Here is a 22387-nt window from a genome sequence, read left to right as displayed (position 1 = left end):
AGCACAATGCTTCTCTGTACATTTACGTCACCAAAAATCAATTTAAAATGAGCAGGATAATTCAAACCGGTCTTTGCGCGTTTGGAATGAGCGGCAAAGTATTTCACGCGCCTTTTCTGAAGGCCAACCCCAATTTTCAATTGAGCGCTATCGTGGAAAGACACCGGGATGAATCCAGGGAAAAATATTCCGAAGCCAGAATCTGCCGTTCGGTGGATGAAATGCTACAGGACGATCAAATTGAACTGATCGTAGTTAATAGCCCGGTGCAAACCCATTTTGAATTCGCCCGCACCGCGTTGAAAGCTGGAAAAAACGTTATCGTTGAAAAACCGTTCACTGTAAATGCGGTAGAAGCCATCGCGCTCGACCAACTGGCTAAGGAGAAAAATCTGTTCCTCAGCGTTTATCAAAATCGCCGGTATGACGGCGATTACCTGGCGTTGAAAGATGTTGTCACCGAAAATATGTTAGGTCCTCTGAAGGAAGCCGAACTGCGGTTCGACCGCTACCGGCCAGGACATAGTGGCAAAGAACACAAGGAAGGCGATAAGCCCGGGGCGGGAAACCTCCACGACCTGGGCGCGCACCTGATTGATCAGGCCATTCAGCTTTTTGGTTTTCCCCAAGCCGTTTTCGCTGACGTGCTGACGCAGCGGCCCGATATGGTCGCCAACGATTATTTTGAAGTTCTGTTTTATTATAATCACCCGTTCCGGGTAAGAATAAAAGGCACCGTTTTCTCAAGGGAGCAGTATTCGGCATATATCCTCAGGGGAGAAACTGGGATGTTTATGCAGGAGCGCTCTGATCTCCAGGAAGAGAAACTTCAGGCTGGGGCTATTCCAAGTACGAGCCCGTGGATCCCAACACCAGAAGGGTATGACGGACTGCTGCACACAACGCTTGACGGCGAGACGGTCCGCAAGCAAACGCGTTCACAGATCGGGAACTACATGAATTATTACGAAGATGTTTACAACGCTTTAGTGCATAAGGCTAAAAACCCGGTACCCGCCAGTGACGGCATCCTCACCATGAAAATCATTGACGCCGCACTCCGCAGCAGCAAAGAAAGAAAGGTGGTGCCGGTGGAGCGATGAGGATCTATTTAAGGGAAAATATATAAATGAGCTGGCTCGTCTTAGCTCTTATTCACCAGATTTTATAGAATCGATATCTAAAATAATACGGTAAAGTTTCCTAAATGCGCTATCATATACAGTATGATTATGAGAAGTCCTAGCAAGATATCGGAGGACGCAATAATTTATAAGATCATCTTGGCAAATTAAGTAAAAAACGTTCTCCAAAGCCAACTTCTAATATCACCTCAAATCCGAACGCTCCTTCCTTCTTTGCTGTATTGCCATAAAAATAAATGACAGAAATAATGCTAAGGAACCAAAATTAACCGCCTTATTATTAATTTTTAGGAGCGTAAAAGAAAACAAGACTACAGTTAAAGTAATAATTGAAATAAAACCATATTTTGATGCAAAAAACGAATAGCGCCGTTCAATCAGATTTTCTCTTTTTGATAGGTTATACTCATTAATATTATATTGAATACGTTTTACAAACTCGGCTACAGGTCCTTCACCTGTATTAGAAGGTTCTCCCAAATTGGAACTATTAGTAACGATATTAAATGTATGACTATTCGCGTTTCTTAACCGGAACACTATCCGGACTATTCTGTTATTAGGATAAGATATTGTGTATGATTTTAAGTTTTCAAGTTTTATAATGAGAATTTTTTCGCGAAAGAAGAATTGAAAATCATTTTCAGTTATTTCTGTCTTAACGGTTTCTTTAAATAAAAGAAGAAAAACCGGTCCTAGTATCAACACCAGTAGTAAAGAAATCACCGCAACTCTACTCAGAATCAGGCTATTCATTGTTAGGATATTTAACGCTCCCAGGAACAATGTGCCAAAAATGCTGAGAATAAAAATTCTTTCAATTTCGGATCTGTATTTGTGTATTCGTAAGTGAAGCTCCATAGCGTCGCTAAACTATTTGTCGTGTGAAAACGGTTTAAACAAAAATAAAAGTACGCAATCTATTTCGCAAAAGGCCAATCAATCGGAATCAAAAAAATCACCGTTTATCTTGGTCTCTGAATTGGAAAAGTAGCCAAATTTAATCATCGCAGGCGGGCGAAGGTCTCTCATTTTCCCCCGACCACCGCTTTAGGCTCAACGTGCAAAAGAGAATCACATGAAATCTCTATGACGAACTCCAATTTGTTTAAAGGCCTACGGCATTGCTTATTTGCTTTAGAAGAGATAAGGATACATAAAAGGCAAGATAACTGCGCCAGCATATTAAGGCATGTCAGGCAAGAGGACAAATGCCAGATTAAATTAAAGTCTAACATATAGTGAATAAACCGCCCAGCAAAAACGAACCAAATCTCCCAATTTTGAGTTGATCAAGATAATCAACTCCTACAGACCTCAACGCCCGAAGGGTACGATAGACTGTTGCATACAACCTTGGAAGGCGAGAGGGCACGCAAGCGAACGCGTTCACGGATCGGGAACTACATGAATTATTACGAAGACATTTACAACGCTTTAGTGCATAAGGCCCAAAACCCTGTACCTCCGAGTGACGGCATCCTTACCATGAGAATTGTCATTGTTGCATTCCGGCGCGGCAATGAAAGAAAAGTGGTACCTTTGGAACGGTTGAGCGGCTTTATGAACTATTGTTTTGCCATAGATCCAATGATGTCTTGGAAATTAGATTTAGGGAAATTTTAATTGGGCTGATAAACAAATCTTTCGGGGACTTAAACGGTTTTACAGATTCCAACGATGCGTTTTCAAGAGGTGTTCGTGAAATGCTGGTTCAGTTACGAGACGATAGCAAAAAAAACAGAGGTACTGAAAAACAAAATGGAAAAAACAATCGACCTGCTTCAAATGCTGCGCATCTTAGAAAAACAGATCTGGTTTGTGGCTCCTGAAAAAGCACGAATGCCGTAAAATTCCAGAAATGTGAAGTCATCCTTTCAGGTTTTTTTATTAAAAAATAATGCGCGCTGATAAACACTTAATTGCCGAACTAAAAAATGCTATTCTAAAAAGTCGCTATCAGGCTGCCCGATTGGTAAACAGGGAGCTTATTCTGTTGTACCTTGATATTGGAAGAAAAATTAGCATCACGGCAAATAAGGAAGCCTGGGGAAGTAAGGTTTTAGACCAAATATCAAATGCCTTGCAAAATGAGCTGCCAGGACTCCGTGGGTTTTCCTCGTCTAACCTCAAAAAAATGAGGGTATTTGCCGAGTTTTGGAATGAGTACCTTAAAATTGGTTCAGAGCTGCCGAACGAATTAGAGAAAAGTCAGGAAGTAATTAGTTCGGCAATGCCGAACCAATTACCGGAAAACTTTTCGAACATATTTTTTTCGGTTGGTTTTACGCACCATTACAGCATTGCATCTAAATGCGAAGACATTACAGAAGCTTTTTTTTATCTTTCAAAAGTTGCTGCTGAATTCTGGGATTACCGTCATCTCGAAAAACAGATAGCTGCGAGGCTATTCTTCCTGCAGGAAATACTGCCCAATAATTTTGTGCATGCTATTCCTCATTCTGATATGAGGTCAAAGGCGCTTCAATCATTTAAAGATGAATACCTGCTCGACTTCGTAAACATTGAGGACGGCGATTTTTCGGATGAAAGATTATTGGAAAATGAGATTGTCCGGAATATTAAAAAATTCATCCTCTCTATTGGCAGTGATTTTGCTTTTATAGGCAACCAGTATCGGTTAATCGTTGAAGAACAGGAATATTTCATTGACCTACTTTTTTTCAATAGAAAGCTACAATGTCTGGTTGCATTTGAACTAAAAACGGGAAAATTCAAACCAGAATATTTGGGAAAAATGAACTTTTATCTTTCCGCATTGGACGATATTATCAGGCAACCTCATGAAAATCCATCTATTGGTATTATACTTTGTAAGGAAAGGAAAAATAAAATAGTAGAATATAGCTTCAGAGATTTTAATAAAGCAATGGGTGTCGCCACCTATAAAACCAGTAAGGAAATACCCAGCCAGTTTAAAAATGCCTTACCTGATGCCGAAACATTAAAAAAATTAATGGAGTAATATGGACAACAAACCAGCACAAAAATTAATGCAGGCCATTCACCAAACATTATTTGCTGCTCACCCGATTTAAACTAAATTTTGCAATACATTTTAAAAAGCAGTTTATTTAGACCCTGAAAACAGGAAATTGGAGACAAGAAATCACAGATTCCCGAAAGAACAAAAGCTGAAAAGCCGCAAAACACTGGAGCAGATCTTTGCCAGCGGTAAAAAACTCTATGCCGGGAACATCAGGATCCGGTACCTGATCGGAGAGGGTGAGCCAGGGGTCAAATGCGGCGTCGGCCTCAGCGGTCGCTTTTTTAAAAAAGCAGTGGACCGCAACCGCGTCAAACGATTGCTCCGTGAAGCATACCGCCTACAGAAGCAGGACCTGGTCAACCGCGCAGAAACATCAGGCAAACAAGTCTCCCTGTTTATTCTCTACGCCGGCCGCGAGCTGCCCGACTACACCACCATATATGAAAATCTGGGCGTAGCTTTGCAGAAATTATCAAATGCGCTGGATACAACAAGCAGGCAGGTTACTTAGTCTCCCTTTTATCATCCTGATAAAATTCTACCAGTGGGTCATTTCACCCTGGCTGGGACCGAAATGTCGGTTCACGCCCACCTGCTCGCAATACGCCCTGGAAGCTTTCAGAAAACACGGGGTCTTCAGGGGCTTCTGGCTTTCGCTCAAAAGAATCTCCAGATGCCACCCCTGGGGAGGTCACGGATACGATCCCGTTCCCTGATCCTCCAACGCCGCCGAAGATTTAGAACAGATTTATCCACACATACTTAATTTTACATCCAACCTGTAAAATCCTGACCGTTATGATCAAAGGCATTGGTTTAGACGTTATTGAAGTGGAACGCGTGGCTGAAAAGATCGAGAAAGAACAGGGTTTCCGGGAACTGGTTTTCGCACCGGCAGAAATCGATTACTGTGAGCCCAAGACTCATAAATATGAACATTATGCCGCCCGCTTTTCAGCAAAAGAAGCATTCCTGAAAGCCCTCGGCACGGGATGGGCCCCCGGTACCGCTTTCAACGAGATCCTGATCCTGGGCGACGACGAGGGGAAACCGCAAATTTCCCTGGCAGGAAACACCGCCGTAACCCTGCATCACCTGGATCTTTCCAAAGTAAACCTGTCCATCAGCCATCTTAAAAATATCGCCGCCGCAGTGGTGGTGATTGAAGAATGACGATATTATTAATATGAACGAACTTCCTTCCATCGCATTTCAGCCAGCTCAGCAAATCAAAGCCTACCAGGAAAAAAAACTAGCAGAATTGCTGACCCACCTGAATACCCACTCTCCTTATTACCGGAGACTTTTCGCCCGCAACCACATAGACCCCGCGAAAATCAGCAGGATCGAAGACCTGGTACAGATCCCGCCCACCGAAAAAGAGCACTTGCAATCGGATAATGACGCCTTTCTTTGCGTGCCGCACGACGGCGTCATCGAATATATGGCTACCTCCGGAACGATCGGCAGCCCGGTGACCATCGCCCTCACCGAGAATGACCTCAAGCGGCTGACCTACAATGAGTTTTCCTCCTTCGCTTGTGCCGATGGCAGCTCTTCAGATGTCTATCAATTGATGCTGACACTTGACCGCCAGTTTATGGCCGGAATCGCGTATTACATGGGTATCCGCAAACTGGGAGCTGGCGTGATCAGGGTAGGTCCCGGCGTTCCTTCCCTGCAATGGGAAGTGATCGAACGACTAAAACCCAACGCCATCGTAGCGGTTCCATCGTTTATCGTCAAGCTGATCCAGTACGCCCGAGAAAATGGCATCAATTACAAGTCCTCATCCGTCCAAAAAGCCATTTGTATTGGTGAGAACCTGCGCAACGAGGACCTGAGCCTGAATATACTGGGCTCCAGGATCCGGGAAGACTGGGATATCAGGCTGTATTCCACCTATGCCTCCACGGAGATGCAGGTGGCGTTCACCGAATGTGGCGAGGGCAGGGGTGGTCACCTGAACCCGGAACTGGCGATCGTGGAACTCCTGGACGATTCCGGCAACCCCGTGGGCGACAATGAAATCGGCGAGGTAACGATCACGACCCTCGGTGTGGAAGGCATGCCACTATTGAGGTACAAGACTGGTGATCTTTGCCGGGCGTTCCGGGAACCCTGCGCCTGCGGCCGTCACAGCCTGCGCCTCTCGCCCGTAATCGGTCGAAAGAAACAAATGATAAAATATAAAGGCACCACCCTCTTCGCGCCTGCTCTCTTTGAGATCATTCACCGGATGGACGCAATCAAAGAGTTTACGGCCGAGGTCTATAGCAATGAGATCGGTACTGATGAGGTCCTGCTGCATATTCTGCCGGCAGACCTGTCGGAAGAAACAGCACACAAGATCCGCTCCTACCTGCAGGCTCGTCTGCGGGTGACCCCACATATCCGGTACCTGAGCCCCGAAGAAATGCAAAAACTCCAGTTTCCGGAAGGCGTGAGGAAGCCGATCAGGTTTATCGATAATAGAAAACCGCAAGCGTAAAAGAAAGGGATCGATTTGATCCTGCAGCGCCGCATCTGATCCGGCAAAACGAATTTTAATCCCTTTTAAGTTATTTTTTCGTTTTTTTGCAGCTTCTTTAATTAATATTTAATTGCGTAATGATACAGGTTGGAGGCAGACCGTTGTCCTTGGATGATTTCAAGGCAATTCTTGTGGACGGGCAGGCAGTTACACTGGATACCAAGGCTATCGAAAAGGTAAACACCGGGCATGAATTCCTCAAAAACTTCTGCGATCACAAGCTCATTTACGGCATCAATACCGGGTTTGGCCCGATGGCACAGTACAAGATTCCCGATGTCGATATGCTGCAGCTGCAGTATAATCTCATCCGCAGCCATAGCAGCGGCGGCGGGAATATCATGGGCCCCTTATTGGGGAAAGCAGTCATGGTCACCCGGCTAAACAACCTGATGCTGGGTTACTCCGGCGTACATCAGGAGGCCGTGACCCTGCTGACAGCCATGATTAACAAGAGCCTGATACCCTGTATTTTTGAACACGGTGGCGTGGGCGCCAGTGGAGATCTGGTTCAACTGGCTCATTTGGCACTTGGAATGATCGGCGAAGGCGATGTGTGGTTCCAGGGTGAAAGACAGCCCGCCCGTCTGGCATTTGAAAAAGCGGGACTGAAACCGCTGAAAATTCATATCCGGGAAGGTATCGCCATGCTAAACGGCACTTCTGCCATGACCGGCCTCGGCCTGTTAAATCTGATCAATGCGCGGAACCTGCTCGACTGGTCCATTATGCTATCGGCCATGACTAACGAGATCATGGAAGTCTATGATGACCACTTTTCAGCGGAATTGAACCAGGTCAAATTACACAAAGGTCAGAATCACGTGGCCAGTGTCTTCAGGGAGCATTTAGAAGGCAGCAGCATGATCCGCAGCAGGTCGGAACATCTCTATAAACCGGAAAATATCCGGCATCATGTCTTTGAGGATAAAGTCCAGGAATATTACTCGCTGCGATGTGTCAGCCAGGTGCTGGGCCCTATCTATGATACCCTAAACTACGCCACGGAGGTCGTTGTCAACGAACTGAATTCAGTAAACGATAACCCGGTGGTAGATGCCGACAATCAAAACATTTTCCATGGTGGCAATTTTCACGGGGACTATGTGTCTTTCGAAATGGACAAGATTAAAATTGCCATTGCCAAACTCACCATGCTCAGTGAGCGGCAGTTGAACTACCTGCTGAACAGCAAACTCAACGAAAAATTTCCGCCCTTTGTGAATCTCGGCGTGCTGGGCCTCAACTTTGGAATGCAGGGCATCCAGTTTACGGCAACATCCACAACCGCGGAAAACCAAACGCTTTCCTTCCCGATGTATGTGCATAGTATTCCTAACAACAACGACAATCAGGATATTGTGAGCATGGGATTCAATGGCGCTTTGCTGGCAAAAAAAGTGATCGAAAATGCTTTTGAAGTGCTGGCTATCCAGGCCATGACGCTGAACCAGGCCATTGATTACCTGGATTGCCGTGACAGGATGGCTGCAAAAACCAGGGCTGTTTTCGATTCAGTCAAAAACATATTTCCTAAGTTTGTAGAGGACCAGCCTTTATACACCAGGCTTGCCCTGGTCCGGAATTTTTTGGAGAAGAGCAAGCCAGGAGGGCGCTGAGACTGGTAAGCGGGAATTTCCGGATCATTCAAATAAAATAAAGACAGTTTTATGAATTGGACACTGGTAACGGGAGGATCCCGGGGCATTGGCAGGGCTATCTGTCTCCGGATGGCTGCGGCTGGATATGGCGTCATCATCAACTACAAGGGAAACGAAGCAAAAGCAGCAGAAACGCTTTCAATGATCAAAGAAACCGGCGGGGAAGCAATCCTGCTTCCGTTTGATGTGGCTAAACGAGATCAGGTGGAGGAGGTGCTGGGCGGCTGGATCGATGCGCACCCCGACGACAAGATCGAGGTGCTGGTCAACAACGCAGGAATCAAGGACGATGTGCTGATGATGTGGATGAAAGATGAACAGTGGGATGATGTGCTCAATACCAGCCTTGGGGGTTTCTTTAATGTGACAAGGATTGTCGTCAACAGCATGCTGCGTCAGCGTTACGGCAGGATCATCAATGTGGTTTCGCTGACGGGGATCAAAGGAATGCCGGGGCAGACCAACTACGCTGCCGCCAAAGGTGGAGTGATCGCCGCGACCAAGGCGCTGGCCCAGGAAGTGGGTAAGCGGAATATTACGGTGAATGCAGTAGCACCTGGCTTTATTAAAACGGAAATGACCGCGGATATCGATGAAGGTCAGATGAAACAGCTCATTCCCGTGAACCGTTTCGGAACGCCTGAGGAAGTGGCATCGGTCGTGGCTTTCCTGGCTTCCGGGGACGCGGCTTACGTAACGGGGCAGGTCATATCAGTAAACGGAGGACTTTACACTTAAGGCTTCACCGGCATTTTAATCGCATTCGCCGATATGAGTTAATCATATTTTCCCCGCTTGGCTAATTGGGTTATCTTTATAATCCATTAAAGACTATTGTTCAATGAATTTTATTCTCAAAGTCCTGGTTACTGGTCTGATTGCTTATTTATTACCGGCTATTCTATCGGGGGTAAAAATAGCTGACATGAAGACTGCGGCTTTGTTTGCGCTGGTTCTGGCGCTGTTGAACGCGATTGTAAAACCCATCCTGGTCATCCTGACCATCCCAGTGACAATTATTTCCCTGGGGCTTTTCCTGTTGATCATTAATGCGCTGATGGTGATGCTGGCAGCGAACTTTTTTAAGGGCGTTGAAGTAGACGGTTTTTGGTGGGCTTTGATTTTCAGTATATTACTTTCGCTGGGCTCTTCAATTTTATATTCACTGATCGGTGGGAAAAAATAAACGGGAAAGAACAAAGACGAAGATTTATTTATAGTCGAACAAGCGGGGATTATTTGGCAAAATGTAAGCGCGGTCAAAGTCTTAAAAAGTGCAGACACCTGAAAACTTTTACAAATTTTTTACAATATTAATGTGAGTCGTGATTTGTGTTAAGGAAAAAAAGTTTATCTTGCACTCTTATCAAAACATTAATCAAAAGTCCTGTTGTTTCTACATCAGGGCTTTTTTTTATGCTGCGCAATTTCTGCACAGTCCCCTGGCAATTATTTCAACCGTGGAAACCTGATATCCTGACGGAAAATAAACGGCAGGCATCGATACTTCCTCCAGACAAAAGGTATGATGGCAATGGTCACAAACCAGGTGAATATGGTGATCGTGGTGATGACCTTCTGTGCAATCATCTTTACAGAGCGCATATTTGATCAAATTATCTGCACTGGGAATGCTGTGGATAATTCCTTTTTCCATGAAAGCCTGCAAGGTGCGGTAAACGGTCACCCTATCGAATTGATTCCCAGCCTTTTTGTCGATATCAGCGTGCGAGAGCGCTTCGTCATTGCTCAGGAACATTTGCAGGATCTTCAAGCGACCTTCAGTAATGCTCAGGTTATTTTCCTTCAGTAATTGCCTTGCTATTTTCATAACCTTCTATTTTTGAATTATAAAACCTTTAGCTCCCGGTCAATGTCTTTTAGGAGCTTCCGGATCTCTTTCTGTTTCAGCCCGTCGTATATTCCGCGCACATTTCCGTGCCGGTCCACCAGCGCCCAGAACTGGGTATGTAAAAAATCGTCTTCGGGGTTCGACAGGTTATTGGCCGGATCATCGATAGTATAGCTGAGCCTGGCCATATTATACAGGCTGTCTTTTCTGCCCGTCAGGAACACCCATTTCCGGGTATCCACACCCATAGAATCTGCATAAGCTTTGAGTCGCGACGCGGAGTCATTGGCTGGATCACAGGTATAAGACAGGATCCGGAACCCGGGTGTTGCTTTGTATTTGTCGTACACCTGCCTCATATTTCTATTCATGACCGGGCAAATCCCCGGGCAGGTTGTAAAAAAGAATTCAGCCACATAAACCTGCCCGTCAACATCCCGGTTGCTGAAAGCATTACCATCCTGGTTGGTGAACACAAAATTCCGCACTTTGCTCACCGGCTCTACCCGTCTCGTGCTGTAACCCGGTATCAGGGATGACGCAATGTAATAAAATCCAACCGCCAGAGCCACGAAAAACAAAATATAAAAAATTCTCTTTTTTGACATAGTTATCAGTATAAATCCAAAGTTCTTAATCTTTAAACAAAACGCCGCGGATAACGTTTAAATAATATTCTGTTGCAAAATTAGCAACATTGTTGCAAATTCAGTATTTTTGTCGCGATGAAAATAAAGATTAACCTGGATGCCTTGGGCGTAACGGCTTCGCTGGCCTGTGCTATTCACTGTGCTATACTTCCTTTGTTCCTGGCCAGCCTGCCTCTTTTCGGCTTCAATATTATTGATAATAACTACTTTGAAGCCGGGATGATCATACTGGCGTTCCTCGTGGGGACCTATGCATTGTCTCATGGCTATCGATGGCATCACCATAAAAAGCTTCCCTTGCTGATGTTTTCAGCGGGCATCATCTTTCTGGTCTTAAAACAGTTTTTTTTAGACTGGCATATCCTGTTATTGATTCCGGCTGTCACCCTTATCGTCTGGGCGCATTTCCTGAATTTCAGGTATTGCCGCGTTCACAACCACGCCCATACGGATGATTGCGACCATGATCACTATTAATCGGGGAGCAGGAGTTTATCTCTCAAAAACAACCTGGATTACGATTCTTTGATTTCCTCAAACTCAATGTATTCCCCTTCGGGTTTTTTGTAAATGGGAGGTTTTGTGGCGTTGCCGTCAGATGACTGTTCACTCCGGCCGGGGTTTTGTTTGTCGCGGATGTCGCGGAACTGCTGTTTGATTCGCTGCGTGGTATGATACAAGGGAAGAATAAATTTCGTAACGAAATTGAATAAACCCCAAATAAAAATGGCCAATATGATGAACCCCAGTGCAGACATTACGACTTGAATATACAAATAACACACCAGCTCTTCAAAAGTTGCTATTTTGACGGTTTATTGTCCGCCAAAAGGACAACAAGCCAGTTTTTCCTCACTACCATTTGAGTAACGAATCGCTAGTCATCCAAAACAAATCCCCTCACCAGTATTCTTCAGGCAATGAAGTAATCCATCCTATGGATCCTGACTCTTTGAGGTTGAATTGTAAAATAATAAGAGACAGTTCAATTTCTCCAGTGTCATTCTATCAGTTTGATATTTCCACAGTTGAGAATCCCACAAGACAAGTTTCGCCAGCAACCCGGTCGCCCTCATCAAAGCTTTTGTATTTTTAGGGCAGATTTATTTGCAGTCACATGTTTAAGCTCAGAACCAAATCAAAAAAACGTACCGGCCTGGTATTGTCAGGAGGTGGCACGAAAGGAATAGCCCATGCGGGCGTATTAAAGTTCCTGGAAGAGAAGCACATCCGTCCCGACGTGATCGCCGGCGCAAGCGCCGGCTCAATCGTTGCTGCTCTTTATGGCATTGACAAATCACCTAAGGAAATCCTCGAATTCTTTGAATCCGTCAGTTTTTTTAAATGGAAACATTTTGTCTTTAACCGTCCCGGATTCATCAACTCAGCAGCCTTTGTCCCTTACTTCACACCCCTTTTTGGCGATACCCGGATCGGCGATCTTGCCCTGGACGTAAAAATCGTCTCCACCGACCTGGTATCCGGCGCAACGCGGATCTTCGATAAACAAACCCGGGTCATTGATGCGGTCATCGCCTCATCAGCCCTTCCCGGCATCACCACACCGTACCCCCTGAACGAAGTCCTGTATAGCGACGGCGGCATCCTCAACAACTTCCCCGCAGACCTGATCCGCGCGCAGTGCGATCCGTTGATTGGCGTGTATGTTTCGCCGCAACAAGTCTATACCCGCGACCAACTAGACTCGATCCGATCTATCACAGTCCGGGCCTATGAACTGCTGGCCTATCGTACAGAGCAACCAAAATTCGCCCAGTGCGACTGGCTGATCTGCCCCGAAAAACTGGCGCACTACAGTACTTTCGAAAGTAAGAAAACCCGAATGGAGGAAATTTTCGATATCGGCTACCAGGCCGCCAGCGAGAGTTTCAAAGAAACCTTATTTGGAAAACGAAAAAGACGCTGAGCGGAAACACTTCCGGGACGAATAATTTCCCAACAAAAAAGGTCCCCAAAGGGACCCTAAAATATTCGAACTAATTCCACTTAAACCAAGGTAAAGAAGTTAAAGAGATCATCAGACACATCGTAAAATCTTCGAACTACTTCCACTTAAACCAGGTTATTAGCGACCAGGTACTCAGCAATCTGCACCGCATTTGTCGCAGCGCCTTTCCGCAGGTTATCGCTCACAATCCACATGTTCAGCGTATTCGGCTGGGTCTCGTCGCGACGAAGACGGCCCACAAACACTTCATCCTTTTCATGCGCATCCTTTGGCATGGGATACTGTGCGTTTGACAGGTCATCCACCACAATCACGCCCGGCGCACCTTCCAGTAATTTTTTTACTTCTTCCAGGTCGAAATCTTTCTCGAACTCTACGTTTACCGCTTCGCTATGCCCGCCCATAACCGGAATGCGGACCGTGGTTGCCGTAACCCTGATATTGTCATCGCGCAGGATCTTTTTGGTCTCGTTGACCATTTTCATTTCTTCCTTCGTATAACCATTTTCAGTAAAAACATCAATCTGCGGAATCACATTCAGATCGATCGGATACTTGTAAGCCATTGGATATTCTTCTGTTTTCCCCGTGACAGCACTATTCCTTTCGCCCATCAACTGATCAACGGCTTTCTTTCCGGTGCCCGTGACGCTCTGATAGGTTGAAACCACAATTCTTTTGATCTTATAGGTTTTATGCAACGGCGCCAGCGCCACCACCATTTGCGTGGTAGAGCAATTGGGGTTTGCGATGATCTTATCATTGGTTGTTAAAACATCCGCATTGATCTCCGGAACCACCAATGGCTTTGCGGGATCCATCCGCCAGGCTGAAGAATTGTCGATCACAGTAATTCCTGCGGCTGCAAATTTTGGCGCCCATTCCAGCGAAGTACCGCCGCCCGCAGAAAATATAGCTACGGCAGGCCGGGCTGCGATGGCTTCATCGGCAGAGATCACTTTATAGGGCTTACCTTTAAACTTAACTTCTTTGCCTTTGCTCCTTTCTGAAGCCACGGGTAATAATTCAGATACGGGAAAATTCCTTTCGGCCAACACCTGTAACATTTTGGTGCCTACAAGTCCGGTAGCACCGACAACTGCAACTTTCATTTTTTAATTTTTGTTTTTATTTTATACCCTTGTTCCATGCCGCAACAGCGGCCAAAAAAGCCTCCCGTTAAACGGAAGGCCTGTTAAAAATTTATGTAAGTAAATACAAAAATACAAACCTTCCTCAGGAATGTTTCTTCGAATTTTTTGTATTCTTCCTCATCTTCATTCTGTCAAAAGTAAGTATCAATTTTTTTTTAACCAAAAATCAGCTTAACTTTTACGGTTGATGGTCAGCCGGTCCTCCGTAAATCACATTTAAACTCCTTCAAACCACAGACCCGGATCCATGGACCTTATTCCCAAACAGCGATCCGACTACCAAAAAGACTTCCGGACCCGATCACTCCGGACAGATCCGCTCCCTACGCTAACGCCCCCCAATTAAATCAACACCTTCGACGGTAGTTTCGAAGTTGGTCAGTTCTTTAAACTGTTTCAGTCTCTTGTTGATATCGGCCCTGGTCAGTTCTTTCAGCCTGGTACTGCCAAACTTCTCCACGCAGAAACTGGCCATTACCGATCCCATGATGATGGCACGCTTCATATTCTCGAAGCTCACGCTCTTGCTCTTCGCCAGATAACCCATGAACCCGCCGGCAAAAGTGTCCCCCGCACCCGTTGGATCAAAAACATCTTCCAGCGGGAATGCAGGTGCATAAAACACTTTGTTCCGATGAAACAGCAGCGCCCCATGCTCACCTTTTTTGATGATCAGGAATTTAGGACCCATCTCCATTATCGTCCGGGCCGCCTTCACCAGAGAGAACTGATGGGTCAGTTCCCGGGCTTCGGCGTCATTCACCATCAGCAGATCCACTTTCCGAAGCACGTTCTGAAGATCGGGCATTGCGGTCTCCATCCAGAAGTTCATGGTATCCATCGCGATGAGGCGGGGTTTCTTTTTAAGCTGATTAATGACGCTAAGCTGCAGCTTCGGCATCAGGTTACCCAGCATCAGAAATTCCGCACCCTGATAGCTGTCGGGGATTTTAGGATCAAAATTCTCCAGCACATTCAGGTCAGTGACCAGGGTATCCCGGCTGTTCATATCCTCATGATACCTTCCCTTCCAGAAAAAGGACTTCTTATTTTTTACGGTTTCAACACCATCGAGTTTTACACCCCGCTTTTTCAGCTCATCCATTTCCTGTCCGGGGAAATCGTAACCAACAATAGAAATTTGCTGAACCGGTTTTATAAAATAACTGGCTGCATAAGCCACATAGGTAGCAGAACCACCAACGATCTTGTTCGCTTTGCCGAAAGGGGTCTCAATCGCATCAAAGGCCATCGTACCCACGGTAATTAAAGACATATATCAGAATTATTTATAGAACCGTGCAAAGTTAATTGATTGATGCCGTTTTCGGTCGATGAAAATCTCTATTTCCGGGAAAATTTGAATGGTGCAAGTGGCAATCTCAAAATGGAAGAACCATCCTGTCGATACGCCTGTAATCCGCCTCGCCGTTGAAAATAGATAGCGCACAAAGGAAAAACTAAGCGGACCAAACCCCAGCACTTTCATAACTTGCACCCCACTTCGAATGATACAAATTCTTCACCCGAACATTCGAATCAATGTCCCTTGCGGGAAAGCATCAAAAACTTTGCAGGCCCGATCCCGCCCGTTTAACTAAAAATAACATAGTTTTGAAAGATGGCAGCTTCTACCCGTAAAAAATCCGGCAGGAAAGAACTGATTCTCCGGACTGCAGCAAGGATGTTTAGAGAAAAAGGCTTCGCCGGAACCTCTATGCGTGACCTGGCCGAAGCGATCGGGATAGAAGCCGCAAGCCTATACAACCATATTCAGTCGAAATCACAGATCCTGACCGAAATAATCTGGGGCATCTCAACCGAGATAACCGAACACCTCAAAAAACTGGAACAGACAAATGGCACAGCCCTTCAAAAAACAGAGGCTTTGATCAGGCTCCACACGCAGATGATGACCCATCGTTTTGAAGAATATTCCGTCATGGTCAAAGAGTGGATCTACCTCGAGCCCCAAAAGCTGGCGGAGTTTACTTCCGAGCGCCGGTTATACGTAAAGAGAATGGAAGCCATTATCAGGAGGGGAATTGAGAACAAAGAATTTAAACCGCTGATGCCCTACGTAGTGGTGCTCAATATTCTGAGCGCAGTCAGGGGACTCGAATTTTGGCAAAGAAGTGCCAAGACCTATTCCGCCGAAGATATGGAAGAGAATATGGTCGCCCACCTGATCGGCGGTCTGAAGGCATAATGCGCCCCCCAAGCTCTCGCTAAACTACCTCGCTGCACGCTCCCCGACTCTCTTTCTATCCGGTATCCGCTGGTCAACTAACCACCCAATTCATCCGGACTTTCTCAAATCCCGCTCTAGAACTCTCTTACCACCTGCTATCCGCCGGTCAACTAACCACCCGATCCACCCGGACTTTCTCAAATCCCCCTCCTCAGGTTTAATTCACGATCCGGAACCCACAATTGATCTTCATCAAAATACTATCAATGCTTTTCAAAACAGCTTGTACGCTAAGTTCATTGGCATCAACCTGAAATTGCGCGCTCATTGTCAATGTATGGGTTTTCACAGGATCCACCAACTGCAGAAATTTGCAGTTATCCGCTTTATGCATAAATAATCCCGCACCAGTGACTTTTTCCATCACTTCTTTAACCATCTGTATCATGCACACCCCAGGCAATACCGGCTGGCCAGGGAAATGGCCCTTAAAGATCGGATGAGCCGCATCTATTTCCAGCTCAGCTTCAACCCGATTTGGTCCGGCGGACCATTGACTGATGGTATATAATGAATCCTGTAGCATATCATCTATTTCAAAACAAAATTAACTTACCGGTTTTAATCTGCATACGGCTGAGGCCCGTGTTGACGTTCAGTTTACGGAATGGTGTATACCGAACCCTGTAGCATATCAATTATTTCAAAACAAAATTAACCGATCGGATTTAATCTGAACCGGGCTAGAAATCGGCGATCTGATATTCTGCTTATCACTGTTCAATAAATAGAATCAATCCCAATAAGGCTTCAGGCCCGTGAGCGTCTCCAGACTTACAACTTCGTAACCTTCCTCCCGGATGTACTCTAACAGTCCTGACAGCATATCCGCTGTCGCTACCGTGCTATCGTGAAACAAATAAATAGCCCCCGGCTTAAGCGCCTGTTTCATGCGACGGAGCAGTTTCTCACGATCCTTCAACACCGTATCCATCGACCGGATATTCCAGCCAATTGCCTCATATTGCAGCGCCTCCACAGCTCTTTTCAGATTGGGGTTCGTAACCCCGTAGGGCGGCCTGAAATACCTCATCCGAAGTCCCGTTTTTTCCTGCGCCAACGCGTGCATTTGCTTCAGATCAGCCTGCATCTTGTGTAACGGCAGCAAATCAAACCAAAACCCATGCGCATAGGAATGGTTGCCGATCACATGCCCATCATCGTGAATCTGATGCAGGAGCCCCGGATTAGCAGCAGCGTTTTTCCCAATGCAAAAGAAAGTCGCCTTGACCCGATGCAGCCGCAGGATCTCCAGGATCCGCGGGGTTAATTCCTTATCCGGACCATCGTCAAAAGTGATGGCAATCCGTTTCTGATCTTGCGGACCGCTGCAAACGACCTTCATATAAAATCCCGATCCTACGCGGAAACTTCCGAGAAACAGCACTAACAGGTAACAAACCAACAACACCGCAAAACCGTAAACAGGCAGGGCAAAAAAGTACCCGGAGATGGCATACAGGGCCAGCGCCCCGATAAAGCAAAATGTTGTACCTTTAAAGGTTAGCATGCTGTCAGCAAATAAAAGGATGGGTAATTCAGCTTGTAATTATTGTAGATAAAGATCCTCCGGGGAACACCCGCCTGCTGAGTCTGTTTTCCATGCCGGATAATTTCCACGGCCATCCAGAGCGCAAATGCTGATGCTGTGGGATATTCCCCGCAATAATTTTTAAACCCGGCCAACTTACAGCCCGCGAAAACTTTCTGTGCAACATCCGCGTAATGCGCATCAATCCTGGTATCGCCATTACTTCCCAGGATGACCAGGTCAAGATCCTCCGAAGCAACATTATTTTCCATCAAAAAATTCCCGATCAGATTAGCCACCGGACGTCCGGGTTTATAATAAGAACGCACCGCATCCAGTGTGGCCACCGCATTCCCCGAATTTTCTGAACTCAGTACAAAAAAAGCGGCCCCTTCCCCTGCCATCGTGCCGGCTGTACCGGATTGCAGCAAGCGGGCACTGTCACCATCAGGTTTGTAGCCACCAAACCGCCGAATAATGGCGTGGCTGTTATCAATGATCTCATCTACCGCTCCCACCAGAACATTCCCGGCCTCGCCTTCCTTCAGCAACGATAGCGCATCCAGTGTAGCAGCTTCGAACGAGCTCCCCCGATGGACAAAAGTGTTGTTATACTGATGACATCTCAATTGCAGTGCGATCTGAGCGCCAACGGTATTGTGGGTTGACTGGATAAAAGCAGTAGGCGATAGCAGGGTTTCCTTAAACTCTACCATTCGCGTCAAAAAATCGTTGGTATCGGCGAGGCAACCGTAGGCTGTCCCGGTTATAATGGCATCAGGCATTTGAACGCCCGCAAGGCTAAGACTTTCCATAGAAGACGCCATGCCCATTTTGATGATCCGGCTCATCCGCCGAATGAGCTTTGGATCAATATACCGGCCATAATCCGGTTCTATGCAGGTAAATTTTTCGCCCTGGTACACGGCCGGCGATTGAAGCATTTGTTCAAACGAAGCCTGGGGCGATACGGCCGCCGCGGAAAGAATATAAACTGCTTCGCCCCGTTCCTTTTGAAACGTGCTTGTCAGCTCATCTGTATGCAGGTCGATTGTGGACATCTGTTGATTCCTGAATTTTCACTGATTGGTTACTTTATTGTCTGCTGAAGATCAGCGAACTGCAATTGCCGCCAAAACCGAAAGAATTACTCATGACATGATTCAGTTGCTTTTGCTGCAACTCGACTACCGGCTCAAAAGGCAGTTCCGGCATCTTCGTTTCAAAGCGCAGGCTGGGGAAAATGAGCCCCTCCCGGATTGCCAGCACGGAATACACCGCTTCAATACCCCCGCTGGCCCCCAGGGTATGCCCTGTAAATGATTTTGTGGAACTCATGGGCGGATAAGGGTCTTCAAAAAGTGTTTTGATCGCCGTACCTTCTGCTATATCATTATTGGCTGTGCCGGTGCCATGCAGGTTGATATAGTCGATATCACACGGGTTAAGCCCTGCTTTCTTCAACGCGCCTTTCATAGCCAGAAGGTTACCGGTGCCTTCGGCAGAAGACGCAGTCTGGTGGAATGCATCATTGGCATTAGCCCAGCCGCTGAGCTTGCACAGCGGCACCCCTGACTGACTTCCCAATACCTTATCGGAAACCATCACCAAGTATCCCGCACCTTCGCCCAGGTTCAGGCCCCTGCGGTTGGCATCGAAGGGCTGACTGGGTTCCTGATCCAGGATCATCAGTGTATTGAAACCGTTCAGCGTAAACCTCGTCAGCGCATCGGTTCCTCCGGCAACCACCACATCCAGCAACCCCTGCCTGATAAGCCTGGCGCCGAGAAAAATGCTGTTTGCTGATGATGAGCAGGCGGTGCTAACTGTCGTCACAAGATCTTTGATACCCAACAGATCGGCGCAGATCTCGGTCACGGCTCCGCATTCGTGATGAACGACCTGCCTCAGGTCTCCCGCTGATGCGTCTTGCAGGAAGTCCGGGAAAAACTCCTCCGTTTTATCCATCCCGCCAACTGACGTTGCTGAAATAAATCCGGTGCGGTACTGGTGAATCGGAACACCTGAATCTGCTACGGCTTCCAGCGCAGCCACGGCGCTTAAAAGAGCTGTCCGGCTGGTATGTGCGGGTAATTTTACACGTTCAGCAAGTTCGTCGTTTGATAGCGGGACCTCCGCAACAGGTAATTGATCTTTATGCACAGATTCCAGTCGCCGCATGGTCCGGATTCCGGCTCTTCCCAGTTTAAGCGCTTCAAGGTTTTCAGCCACATTGTTTCCTATAGCCGAAATGACCCCGATTCCTGCAATATTCACGCCTCCGCTCACCTGCTATGCCGTTTTTCCTTCGTTTTCTAAAATATAATCAGCCATCGTGCTGACAGATCGAAAGACATCCTGTCCTTCCGCAGCAGATTTTAACCGGATATTATACTCCTGCTGTAAAAGCACGATCAGTTCCAGCGCATCAATCGAATCCAATCCCAGTCCTTCCACAAACAGCGGGTCGTGATCGCCAATATCCGCGGGCTTCTTATCGCTGAGTTTCAACTGTTTGATTATTTGCTCTTTTAATTGTTGTATGAGTTCATTTCTTTCCATATTCTTTCAAGTTTGGCTTGCTATGAAATCAGCTAAAAGACGGGTGTCCCCATCTTGCCTTCAGATAGTTGATTTCAAATAATAAATTTTATCTAACGCTTCCCTGGTAAAGGTAACGGCATTTTCGTTTTTTTTCTTTTCAACCAGAAACAGACAAACATCCCGGTTTTCATCGTCTGCCTCCACCCATCCGCATATACAGGCATCCAGTAATCCGCGCTGCATCAGGTCGTGCACATAAAAATGAAGCCAGTCAGCGTCAAATTGTTCACTGATAAAAAACGCATTCTCGCCCTTGCAGTGATACCGGATACTGATCTCACCAATTACGATATTTGGCAGCGTGTACACAAAAAGCGCGGGGCTGGGAAAGGTGCTGGCCGTCTCCAGGTAATGCCTGTCTGCGTTCAGGCTGGCATTCCGGTTGGAGAGCACGATACCCAATTTTTCGGGCCGGTAGTCTTCCGGCACGCCGGTACCCTTCAACAATTCATGCACCCCAATGATGCCCGATTTCCCCAGCACGTCCATTTTAAAGAACTTTGGGTAATCATTATCCAGTGCCATATATGCCGTGGTCAAAAAATCTTCATTACCCCGATAGTCATAAATTACTTTTCCTTCCCGGAGCACCTGATTATTCCGGATGATGACTGAAGCGGTTATGAATAGCTGATCCTCCATGTTTGGTTGCCCCGCCTTCTCGGTGAGCTTATGTTTCAAAACTACTGATTAAATAGATTTTCCGCGCCAGTACTTTTAGCGCTGTGCTGAGCAGGGTAACTGTTCAAACTCTCTACGAATTCTGCGAATATCCCGAAAGATAATCCCTCAAACGAATAGTCCGGGAAAGTCTGGTAAGCGCTTCCTGGTGGTTCTTCACATAGGGATTTGTCGTATCCCAAACATACCCCGCCAAAACTGAACAGATCATTTTTTTGATCACGGGATCCTGATCTTTCGCAAAGAATATGGTGTGAAGGGTGCCGTCGTACCAGGCCATGACATAACTGCGGAAGGTATTTACACCCTGCATCATTACTTCCGTATATTCTCTTTCCCAATCAACGCTCTCTCCCCTTAAGTGCCTGATGGTTAGTCCGGCGGCTAACTGACTGCTAACCACAGCCAGGGTTACGCCTGATGAAAACACCGGATCCAGAAACTCTGTGACATTGCCGGTAAGCACAAAACCGTTCCCGTAGAATTTGTCTGTAGTGGTACTCCAGGACTGCAGCACCCGGGGTTCAAACAAGAAATTTGCATCTTTCATCCGTTCAGCTATCCAGGGTTCTGAGGCTATGGCGGCCCGTAACTGCTCTTCTCCCGTTCCGCTGAATTTTTCGAAGAATTCCGGATTCGCTACAAATCCAACCGACGTGACGCCCGATGAAAATGGTATGACCCATACCCAGACCTGCTCCCCGTGCACGACGATGGTGATGCGGTCGGGCTCATCATCCATCGATCTGTTCACGTCCTGCACATGTGTAAACAACGCCTTGCGCGGCGGCAGGTTGGAAGGCCGGTCCATCCCAAATAACCGTGGTATTACGCGACCATACCCGCTGCCATCGATGATAAACCGGGCTTCAATCTGGTATTCGTTCCCGTCGTTGCCCACAGCAGTGGTCAACGAGCTGCCATCTTCATTGAATTTGATACCCGTGACGGTCGTTTCATAATGTATGGGCACGCCCATCGATTCAAGCGTGTCGGCCAGCACTTTGTCGAACTGCGCCCGTGGTACCTGCCACGCCCAATTCCAGCCTTGTGAATATTGATCAGAAAACGAGTAATCGCAAACTTCTTTGCCGCTGACGAATTTGGCACCGGATTTCTGCTGAAACCCCTGGGCTTTCACCGCCTCGAGGAAACCTGCTTCATCCAGGGCTTCCAAACACCTCGGTAGTAGACTTTCCCCGATAACGAATCTCGGAAATTTTTGTTTTTCAACCATGGTTACCTTGAATCCGGCCTTGTTAACCAAAGAGGCGGCCACTGTGCCCGCGGGGCCGGCGCCTATAACCAATACATCGGTTTTTTCAGTTCGCATATTTGTTTTGTTA

26 protein-coding genes are annotated in these 22387 nt (G+C 46.6%); 13 read left to right on the top strand and 13 right to left on the bottom strand.

Features of this window, described 5'->3' with window-relative positions; translation table 11 throughout:
• Nucleotides 1-47 precede the first annotated feature (47 nt).
• The gene (locus tag AC3WS5_RS02940) at nt 48-1103 is read left to right on the top strand and encodes a Gfo/Idh/MocA family oxidoreductase (RefSeq protein WP_492465705.1); all 1056 of its coding nucleotides are present in this window, start codon (nt 48-50) and stop codon (nt 1101-1103) included.
• A gap of 225 nt (nt 1104-1328) precedes the next feature.
• Here the strand turns inward: AC3WS5_RS02940 and AC3WS5_RS02935 are convergent, their stop codons facing one another.
• On the bottom strand, nt 1329-1901 hold the full coding sequence (locus tag AC3WS5_RS02935) for a hypothetical protein (protein ID WP_492465704.1): 573 nt from the start codon (nt 1899-1901) through the stop codon (nt 1329-1331).
• A 924-nt stretch (nt 1902-2825) separates the two neighbouring features.
• Here AC3WS5_RS02935 and AC3WS5_RS02930 point away from each other — a divergent pair.
• The 9 genes from AC3WS5_RS02930 (at nt 2826) to AC3WS5_RS02890 (ending at nt 9535) form a co-directional block, all read left to right on the top strand.
• On the top strand, nt 2826-2996 hold the full coding sequence (locus AC3WS5_RS02930) for a hypothetical protein (protein ID WP_492465703.1): 171 nt from the start codon (nt 2826-2828) through the stop codon (nt 2994-2996).
• 49 nt (nt 2997-3045) lie between these two features.
• Nucleotides 3046-4131: a PDDEXK nuclease domain-containing protein gene (locus AC3WS5_RS02925; protein WP_492465702.1), complete on the top strand. Its 1086-nt coding sequence runs from the start codon at nt 3046-3048 to the stop codon at nt 4129-4131.
• Between the two features lie 130 nt (nt 4132-4261).
• On the top strand, nt 4262-4666 hold the full coding sequence (gene rnpA, locus AC3WS5_RS02920; RefSeq protein ID WP_492465701.1) for a ribonuclease P protein component: 405 nt from the start codon (nt 4262-4264) through the stop codon (nt 4664-4666).
• Complete coding sequence (gene yidD / locus AC3WS5_RS02915; RefSeq protein WP_492465700.1) at nt 4632-4871, top strand: membrane protein insertion efficiency factor YidD; 240 nt, start codon at nt 4632-4634, stop codon at nt 4869-4871. The genes rnpA and yidD overlap by 35 nt, the downstream gene beginning before the upstream one ends.
• Nucleotides 4872-4953: 82 nt before the next feature.
• Nucleotides 4954-5328 carry a holo-ACP synthase gene (gene acpS, locus AC3WS5_RS02910; protein ID WP_492465699.1) on the top strand — a complete coding sequence of 125 codons (375 nt, stop codon included), beginning with the start codon at nt 4954-4956 and terminating at the stop codon, nt 5326-5328.
• Nucleotides 5329-5341: 13 nt separating this feature from the next.
• Nucleotides 5342-6646 carry a flexirubin biosynthesis putative acyl-CoA ligase FlxY gene (gene flxY, locus AC3WS5_RS02905; RefSeq protein WP_492465698.1) on the top strand — a complete coding sequence of 435 codons (1305 nt, stop codon included), beginning with the start codon at nt 5342-5344 and terminating at the stop codon, nt 6644-6646.
• A gap of 119 nt (nt 6647-6765) precedes the next feature.
• Nucleotides 6766-8307, top strand: a complete 1542-nt coding sequence (gene flxA / locus AC3WS5_RS02900) for a flexirubin biosynthesis tyrosine ammonia-lyase FlxA (protein WP_492465697.1) — start codon at nt 6766-6768, stop codon at nt 8305-8307.
• A gap of 51 nt (nt 8308-8358) precedes the next feature.
• A complete protein-coding gene (gene flxB / locus AC3WS5_RS02895; RefSeq protein ID WP_492465696.1) occupies nt 8359-9087 on the top strand; it encodes a flexirubin biosynthesis SDR family reductase FlxB in 729 nt (242 codons plus the stop codon).
• A gap of 103 nt (nt 9088-9190) precedes the next feature.
• Nucleotides 9191-9535 (top strand): phage holin family protein, encoded by a 345-nt coding sequence (locus tag AC3WS5_RS02890; protein ID WP_492465695.1) that lies wholly within the window; start codon nt 9191-9193, stop codon nt 9533-9535.
• Between the two features lie 228 nt (nt 9536-9763).
• On the opposite strand, the gene AC3WS5_RS02885 is transcribed toward AC3WS5_RS02890, so the two are convergent.
• Together AC3WS5_RS02885 and AC3WS5_RS02880 are read right to left on the bottom strand one after the other, a co-directional pair.
• Nucleotides 9764-10180, bottom strand: coding sequence for a Fur family transcriptional regulator (locus AC3WS5_RS02885; protein WP_492465694.1), 417 nt, complete (start codon nt 10178-10180; stop codon nt 9764-9766).
• Between the two features lie 17 nt (nt 10181-10197).
• On the bottom strand, nt 10198-10809 hold the full coding sequence (locus AC3WS5_RS02880; protein ID WP_492465693.1) for an SCO family protein: 612 nt from the start codon (nt 10807-10809) through the stop codon (nt 10198-10200).
• Nucleotides 10810-10926: 117 nt separating this feature from the next.
• On the opposite strand from AC3WS5_RS02880, the gene AC3WS5_RS02875 reads away from it, so the two are divergent.
• A complete protein-coding gene (locus AC3WS5_RS02875; RefSeq protein ID WP_492465692.1) occupies nt 10927-11328 on the top strand; it encodes a MerC domain-containing protein in 402 nt (133 codons plus the stop codon).
• Between the two features lie 38 nt (nt 11329-11366).
• Here the strand turns inward: AC3WS5_RS02875 and AC3WS5_RS02870 are convergent, their stop codons facing one another.
• Nucleotides 11367-11609 (bottom strand): hypothetical protein, encoded by a 243-nt coding sequence (locus AC3WS5_RS02870; RefSeq protein WP_492465691.1) that lies wholly within the window; start codon nt 11607-11609, stop codon nt 11367-11369.
• A gap of 359 nt (nt 11610-11968) precedes the next feature.
• On the opposite strand from AC3WS5_RS02870, the gene AC3WS5_RS02865 reads away from it, so the two are divergent.
• A complete protein-coding gene (locus AC3WS5_RS02865; RefSeq protein WP_492465690.1) occupies nt 11969-12778 on the top strand; it encodes a patatin-like phospholipase family protein in 810 nt (269 codons plus the stop codon).
• Nucleotides 12779-12924: 146 nt separating this feature from the next.
• Here AC3WS5_RS02865 and AC3WS5_RS02860 read toward each other — a convergent pair whose 3' ends face one another.
• Together AC3WS5_RS02860 and AC3WS5_RS02855 are read right to left on the bottom strand one after the other, a co-directional pair.
• On the bottom strand, nt 12925-13932 hold the full coding sequence (locus tag AC3WS5_RS02860; protein WP_492465689.1) for an aspartate-semialdehyde dehydrogenase: 1008 nt from the start codon (nt 13930-13932) through the stop codon (nt 12925-12927).
• Between the two features lie 370 nt (nt 13933-14302).
• Nucleotides 14303-15250 carry a PfkB family carbohydrate kinase gene (locus AC3WS5_RS02855; RefSeq protein WP_492465688.1) on the bottom strand — a complete coding sequence of 316 codons (948 nt, stop codon included), beginning with the start codon at nt 15248-15250 and terminating at the stop codon, nt 14303-14305.
• 345 nt (nt 15251-15595) lie between these two features.
• Between AC3WS5_RS02855 and AC3WS5_RS02850 the strand changes: the two genes are divergently transcribed.
• Nucleotides 15596-16183, top strand: coding sequence for a TetR/AcrR family transcriptional regulator (locus AC3WS5_RS02850; protein WP_492465687.1), 588 nt, complete (start codon nt 15596-15598; stop codon nt 16181-16183).
• A gap of 199 nt (nt 16184-16382) precedes the next feature.
• On the opposite strand, the gene AC3WS5_RS02845 is transcribed toward AC3WS5_RS02850, so the two are convergent.
• The 7 genes from AC3WS5_RS02845 to AC3WS5_RS02815 form a co-directional block, all read right to left on the bottom strand.
• On the bottom strand, nt 16383-16751 hold the full coding sequence (locus AC3WS5_RS02845) for an ApeI family dehydratase (protein ID WP_492465686.1): 369 nt from the start codon (nt 16749-16751) through the stop codon (nt 16383-16385).
• Nucleotides 16752-16958: 207 nt separating this feature from the next.
• Nucleotides 16959-17735: a polysaccharide deacetylase family protein gene (locus AC3WS5_RS02840; protein WP_492465685.1), complete on the bottom strand. Its 777-nt coding sequence runs from the start codon at nt 17733-17735 to the stop codon at nt 16959-16961.
• Complete coding sequence (locus AC3WS5_RS02835; RefSeq protein WP_492465684.1) at nt 17729-18817, bottom strand: beta-ketoacyl synthase chain length factor; 1089 nt, start codon at nt 18815-18817, stop codon at nt 17729-17731. The genes AC3WS5_RS02840 and AC3WS5_RS02835 overlap by 7 nt, the downstream gene beginning before the upstream one ends.
• Before the next feature lie 34 nt (nt 18818-18851).
• A complete protein-coding gene (locus AC3WS5_RS02830; RefSeq protein WP_492465683.1) occupies nt 18852-20045 on the bottom strand; it encodes a beta-ketoacyl-[acyl-carrier-protein] synthase family protein in 1194 nt (397 codons plus the stop codon).
• A 3-nt stretch (nt 20046-20048) separates the two neighbouring features.
• Nucleotides 20049-20318 carry a phosphopantetheine-binding protein gene (locus AC3WS5_RS02825; RefSeq protein WP_492465682.1) on the bottom strand — a complete coding sequence of 90 codons (270 nt, stop codon included), beginning with the start codon at nt 20316-20318 and terminating at the stop codon, nt 20049-20051.
• 60 nt (nt 20319-20378) lie between these two features.
• Nucleotides 20379-21041 carry a hypothetical protein gene (locus AC3WS5_RS02820; protein WP_492465681.1) on the bottom strand — a complete coding sequence of 221 codons (663 nt, stop codon included), beginning with the start codon at nt 21039-21041 and terminating at the stop codon, nt 20379-20381.
• 73 nt (nt 21042-21114) lie between these two features.
• Entirely contained in the window at nt 21115-22374 is a 1260-nt protein-coding gene (locus AC3WS5_RS02815) for an NAD(P)/FAD-dependent oxidoreductase (RefSeq protein WP_492465680.1), read from the bottom strand.
• Nucleotides 22375-22387 lie beyond the last annotated feature (13 nt).

The sequence above is a fragment of the Niabella sp. CPT15-335-S11 genome (genome assembly GCF_058792415.1).
The sequence above is the reverse complement of the archived record's forward strand: the minus strand, read 5'-3'. Positions and strand labels throughout refer to the sequence as shown.

Bases quoted from the DNA above. Each gene is read 5' to 3' on its own strand.
- AC3WS5_RS02940 (WP_492465705.1), top strand. From the start codon at position 48: ATGAGCAGGATAATTCAAACCGGTCTTTGCGCGTTTGGAATGAGCGGC.
- AC3WS5_RS02935 (WP_492465704.1), bottom strand. From the start codon at position 1,901: ATGAATAGCCTGATTCTGAGTAGAGTTGCGGTGATTTCTTTACTACTG.
- AC3WS5_RS02930 (WP_492465703.1), top strand. From the start codon at position 2,826: ATGCGTTTTCAAGAGGTGTTCGTGAAATGCTGGTTCAGTTACGAGACG.
- AC3WS5_RS02925 (WP_492465702.1), top strand. From the start codon at position 3,046: ATGCGCGCTGATAAACACTTAATTGCCGAACTAAAAAATGCTATTCTA.
- yidD (WP_492465700.1), top strand. From the start codon at position 4,632: ATGCGCTGGATACAACAAGCAGGCAGGTTACTTAGTCTCCCTTTTATC.
- acpS (WP_492465699.1), top strand. From the start codon at position 4,954: ATGATCAAAGGCATTGGTTTAGACGTTATTGAAGTGGAACGCGTGGCT.
- flxY (WP_492465698.1), top strand. From the start codon at position 5,342: ATGAACGAACTTCCTTCCATCGCATTTCAGCCAGCTCAGCAAATCAAA.
- flxA (WP_492465697.1), top strand. From the start codon at position 6,766: ATGATACAGGTTGGAGGCAGACCGTTGTCCTTGGATGATTTCAAGGCA.
- flxB (WP_492465696.1), top strand. From the start codon at position 8,359: ATGAATTGGACACTGGTAACGGGAGGATCCCGGGGCATTGGCAGGGCT.
- AC3WS5_RS02890 (WP_492465695.1), top strand. From the start codon at position 9,191: ATGAATTTTATTCTCAAAGTCCTGGTTACTGGTCTGATTGCTTATTTA.
- AC3WS5_RS02885 (WP_492465694.1), bottom strand. From the start codon at position 10,180: ATGAAAATAGCAAGGCAATTACTGAAGGAAAATAACCTGAGCATTACT.
- AC3WS5_RS02880 (WP_492465693.1), bottom strand. From the start codon at position 10,809: ATGTCAAAAAAGAGAATTTTTTATATTTTGTTTTTCGTGGCTCTGGCG.
- AC3WS5_RS02875 (WP_492465692.1), top strand. From the start codon at position 10,927: ATGAAAATAAAGATTAACCTGGATGCCTTGGGCGTAACGGCTTCGCTG.
- AC3WS5_RS02870 (WP_492465691.1), bottom strand. From the start codon at position 11,609: ATGTCTGCACTGGGGTTCATCATATTGGCCATTTTTATTTGGGGTTTA.
- AC3WS5_RS02865 (WP_492465690.1), top strand. From the start codon at position 11,969: ATGTTTAAGCTCAGAACCAAATCAAAAAAACGTACCGGCCTGGTATTG.
- AC3WS5_RS02860 (WP_492465689.1), bottom strand. From the start codon at position 13,932: ATGAAAGTTGCAGTTGTCGGTGCTACCGGACTTGTAGGCACCAAAATG.
- AC3WS5_RS02855 (WP_492465688.1), bottom strand. From the start codon at position 15,250: ATGTCTTTAATTACCGTGGGTACGATGGCCTTTGATGCGATTGAGACC.
- AC3WS5_RS02850 (WP_492465687.1), top strand. From the start codon at position 15,596: ATGGCAGCTTCTACCCGTAAAAAATCCGGCAGGAAAGAACTGATTCTC.
- AC3WS5_RS02845 (WP_492465686.1), bottom strand. From the start codon at position 16,751: ATGCTACAGGATTCATTATATACCATCAGTCAATGGTCCGCCGGACCA.
- AC3WS5_RS02840 (WP_492465685.1), bottom strand. From the start codon at position 17,735: ATGCTAACCTTTAAAGGTACAACATTTTGCTTTATCGGGGCGCTGGCC.
- AC3WS5_RS02835 (WP_492465684.1), bottom strand. From the start codon at position 18,817: ATGTCCACAATCGACCTGCATACAGATGAGCTGACAAGCACGTTTCAA.
- AC3WS5_RS02825 (WP_492465682.1), bottom strand. From the start codon at position 20,318: ATGGAAAGAAATGAACTCATACAACAATTAAAAGAGCAAATAATCAAA.
- AC3WS5_RS02815 (WP_492465680.1), bottom strand. From the start codon at position 22,374: ATGCGAACTGAAAAAACCGATGTATTGGTTATAGGCGCCGGCCCCGCG.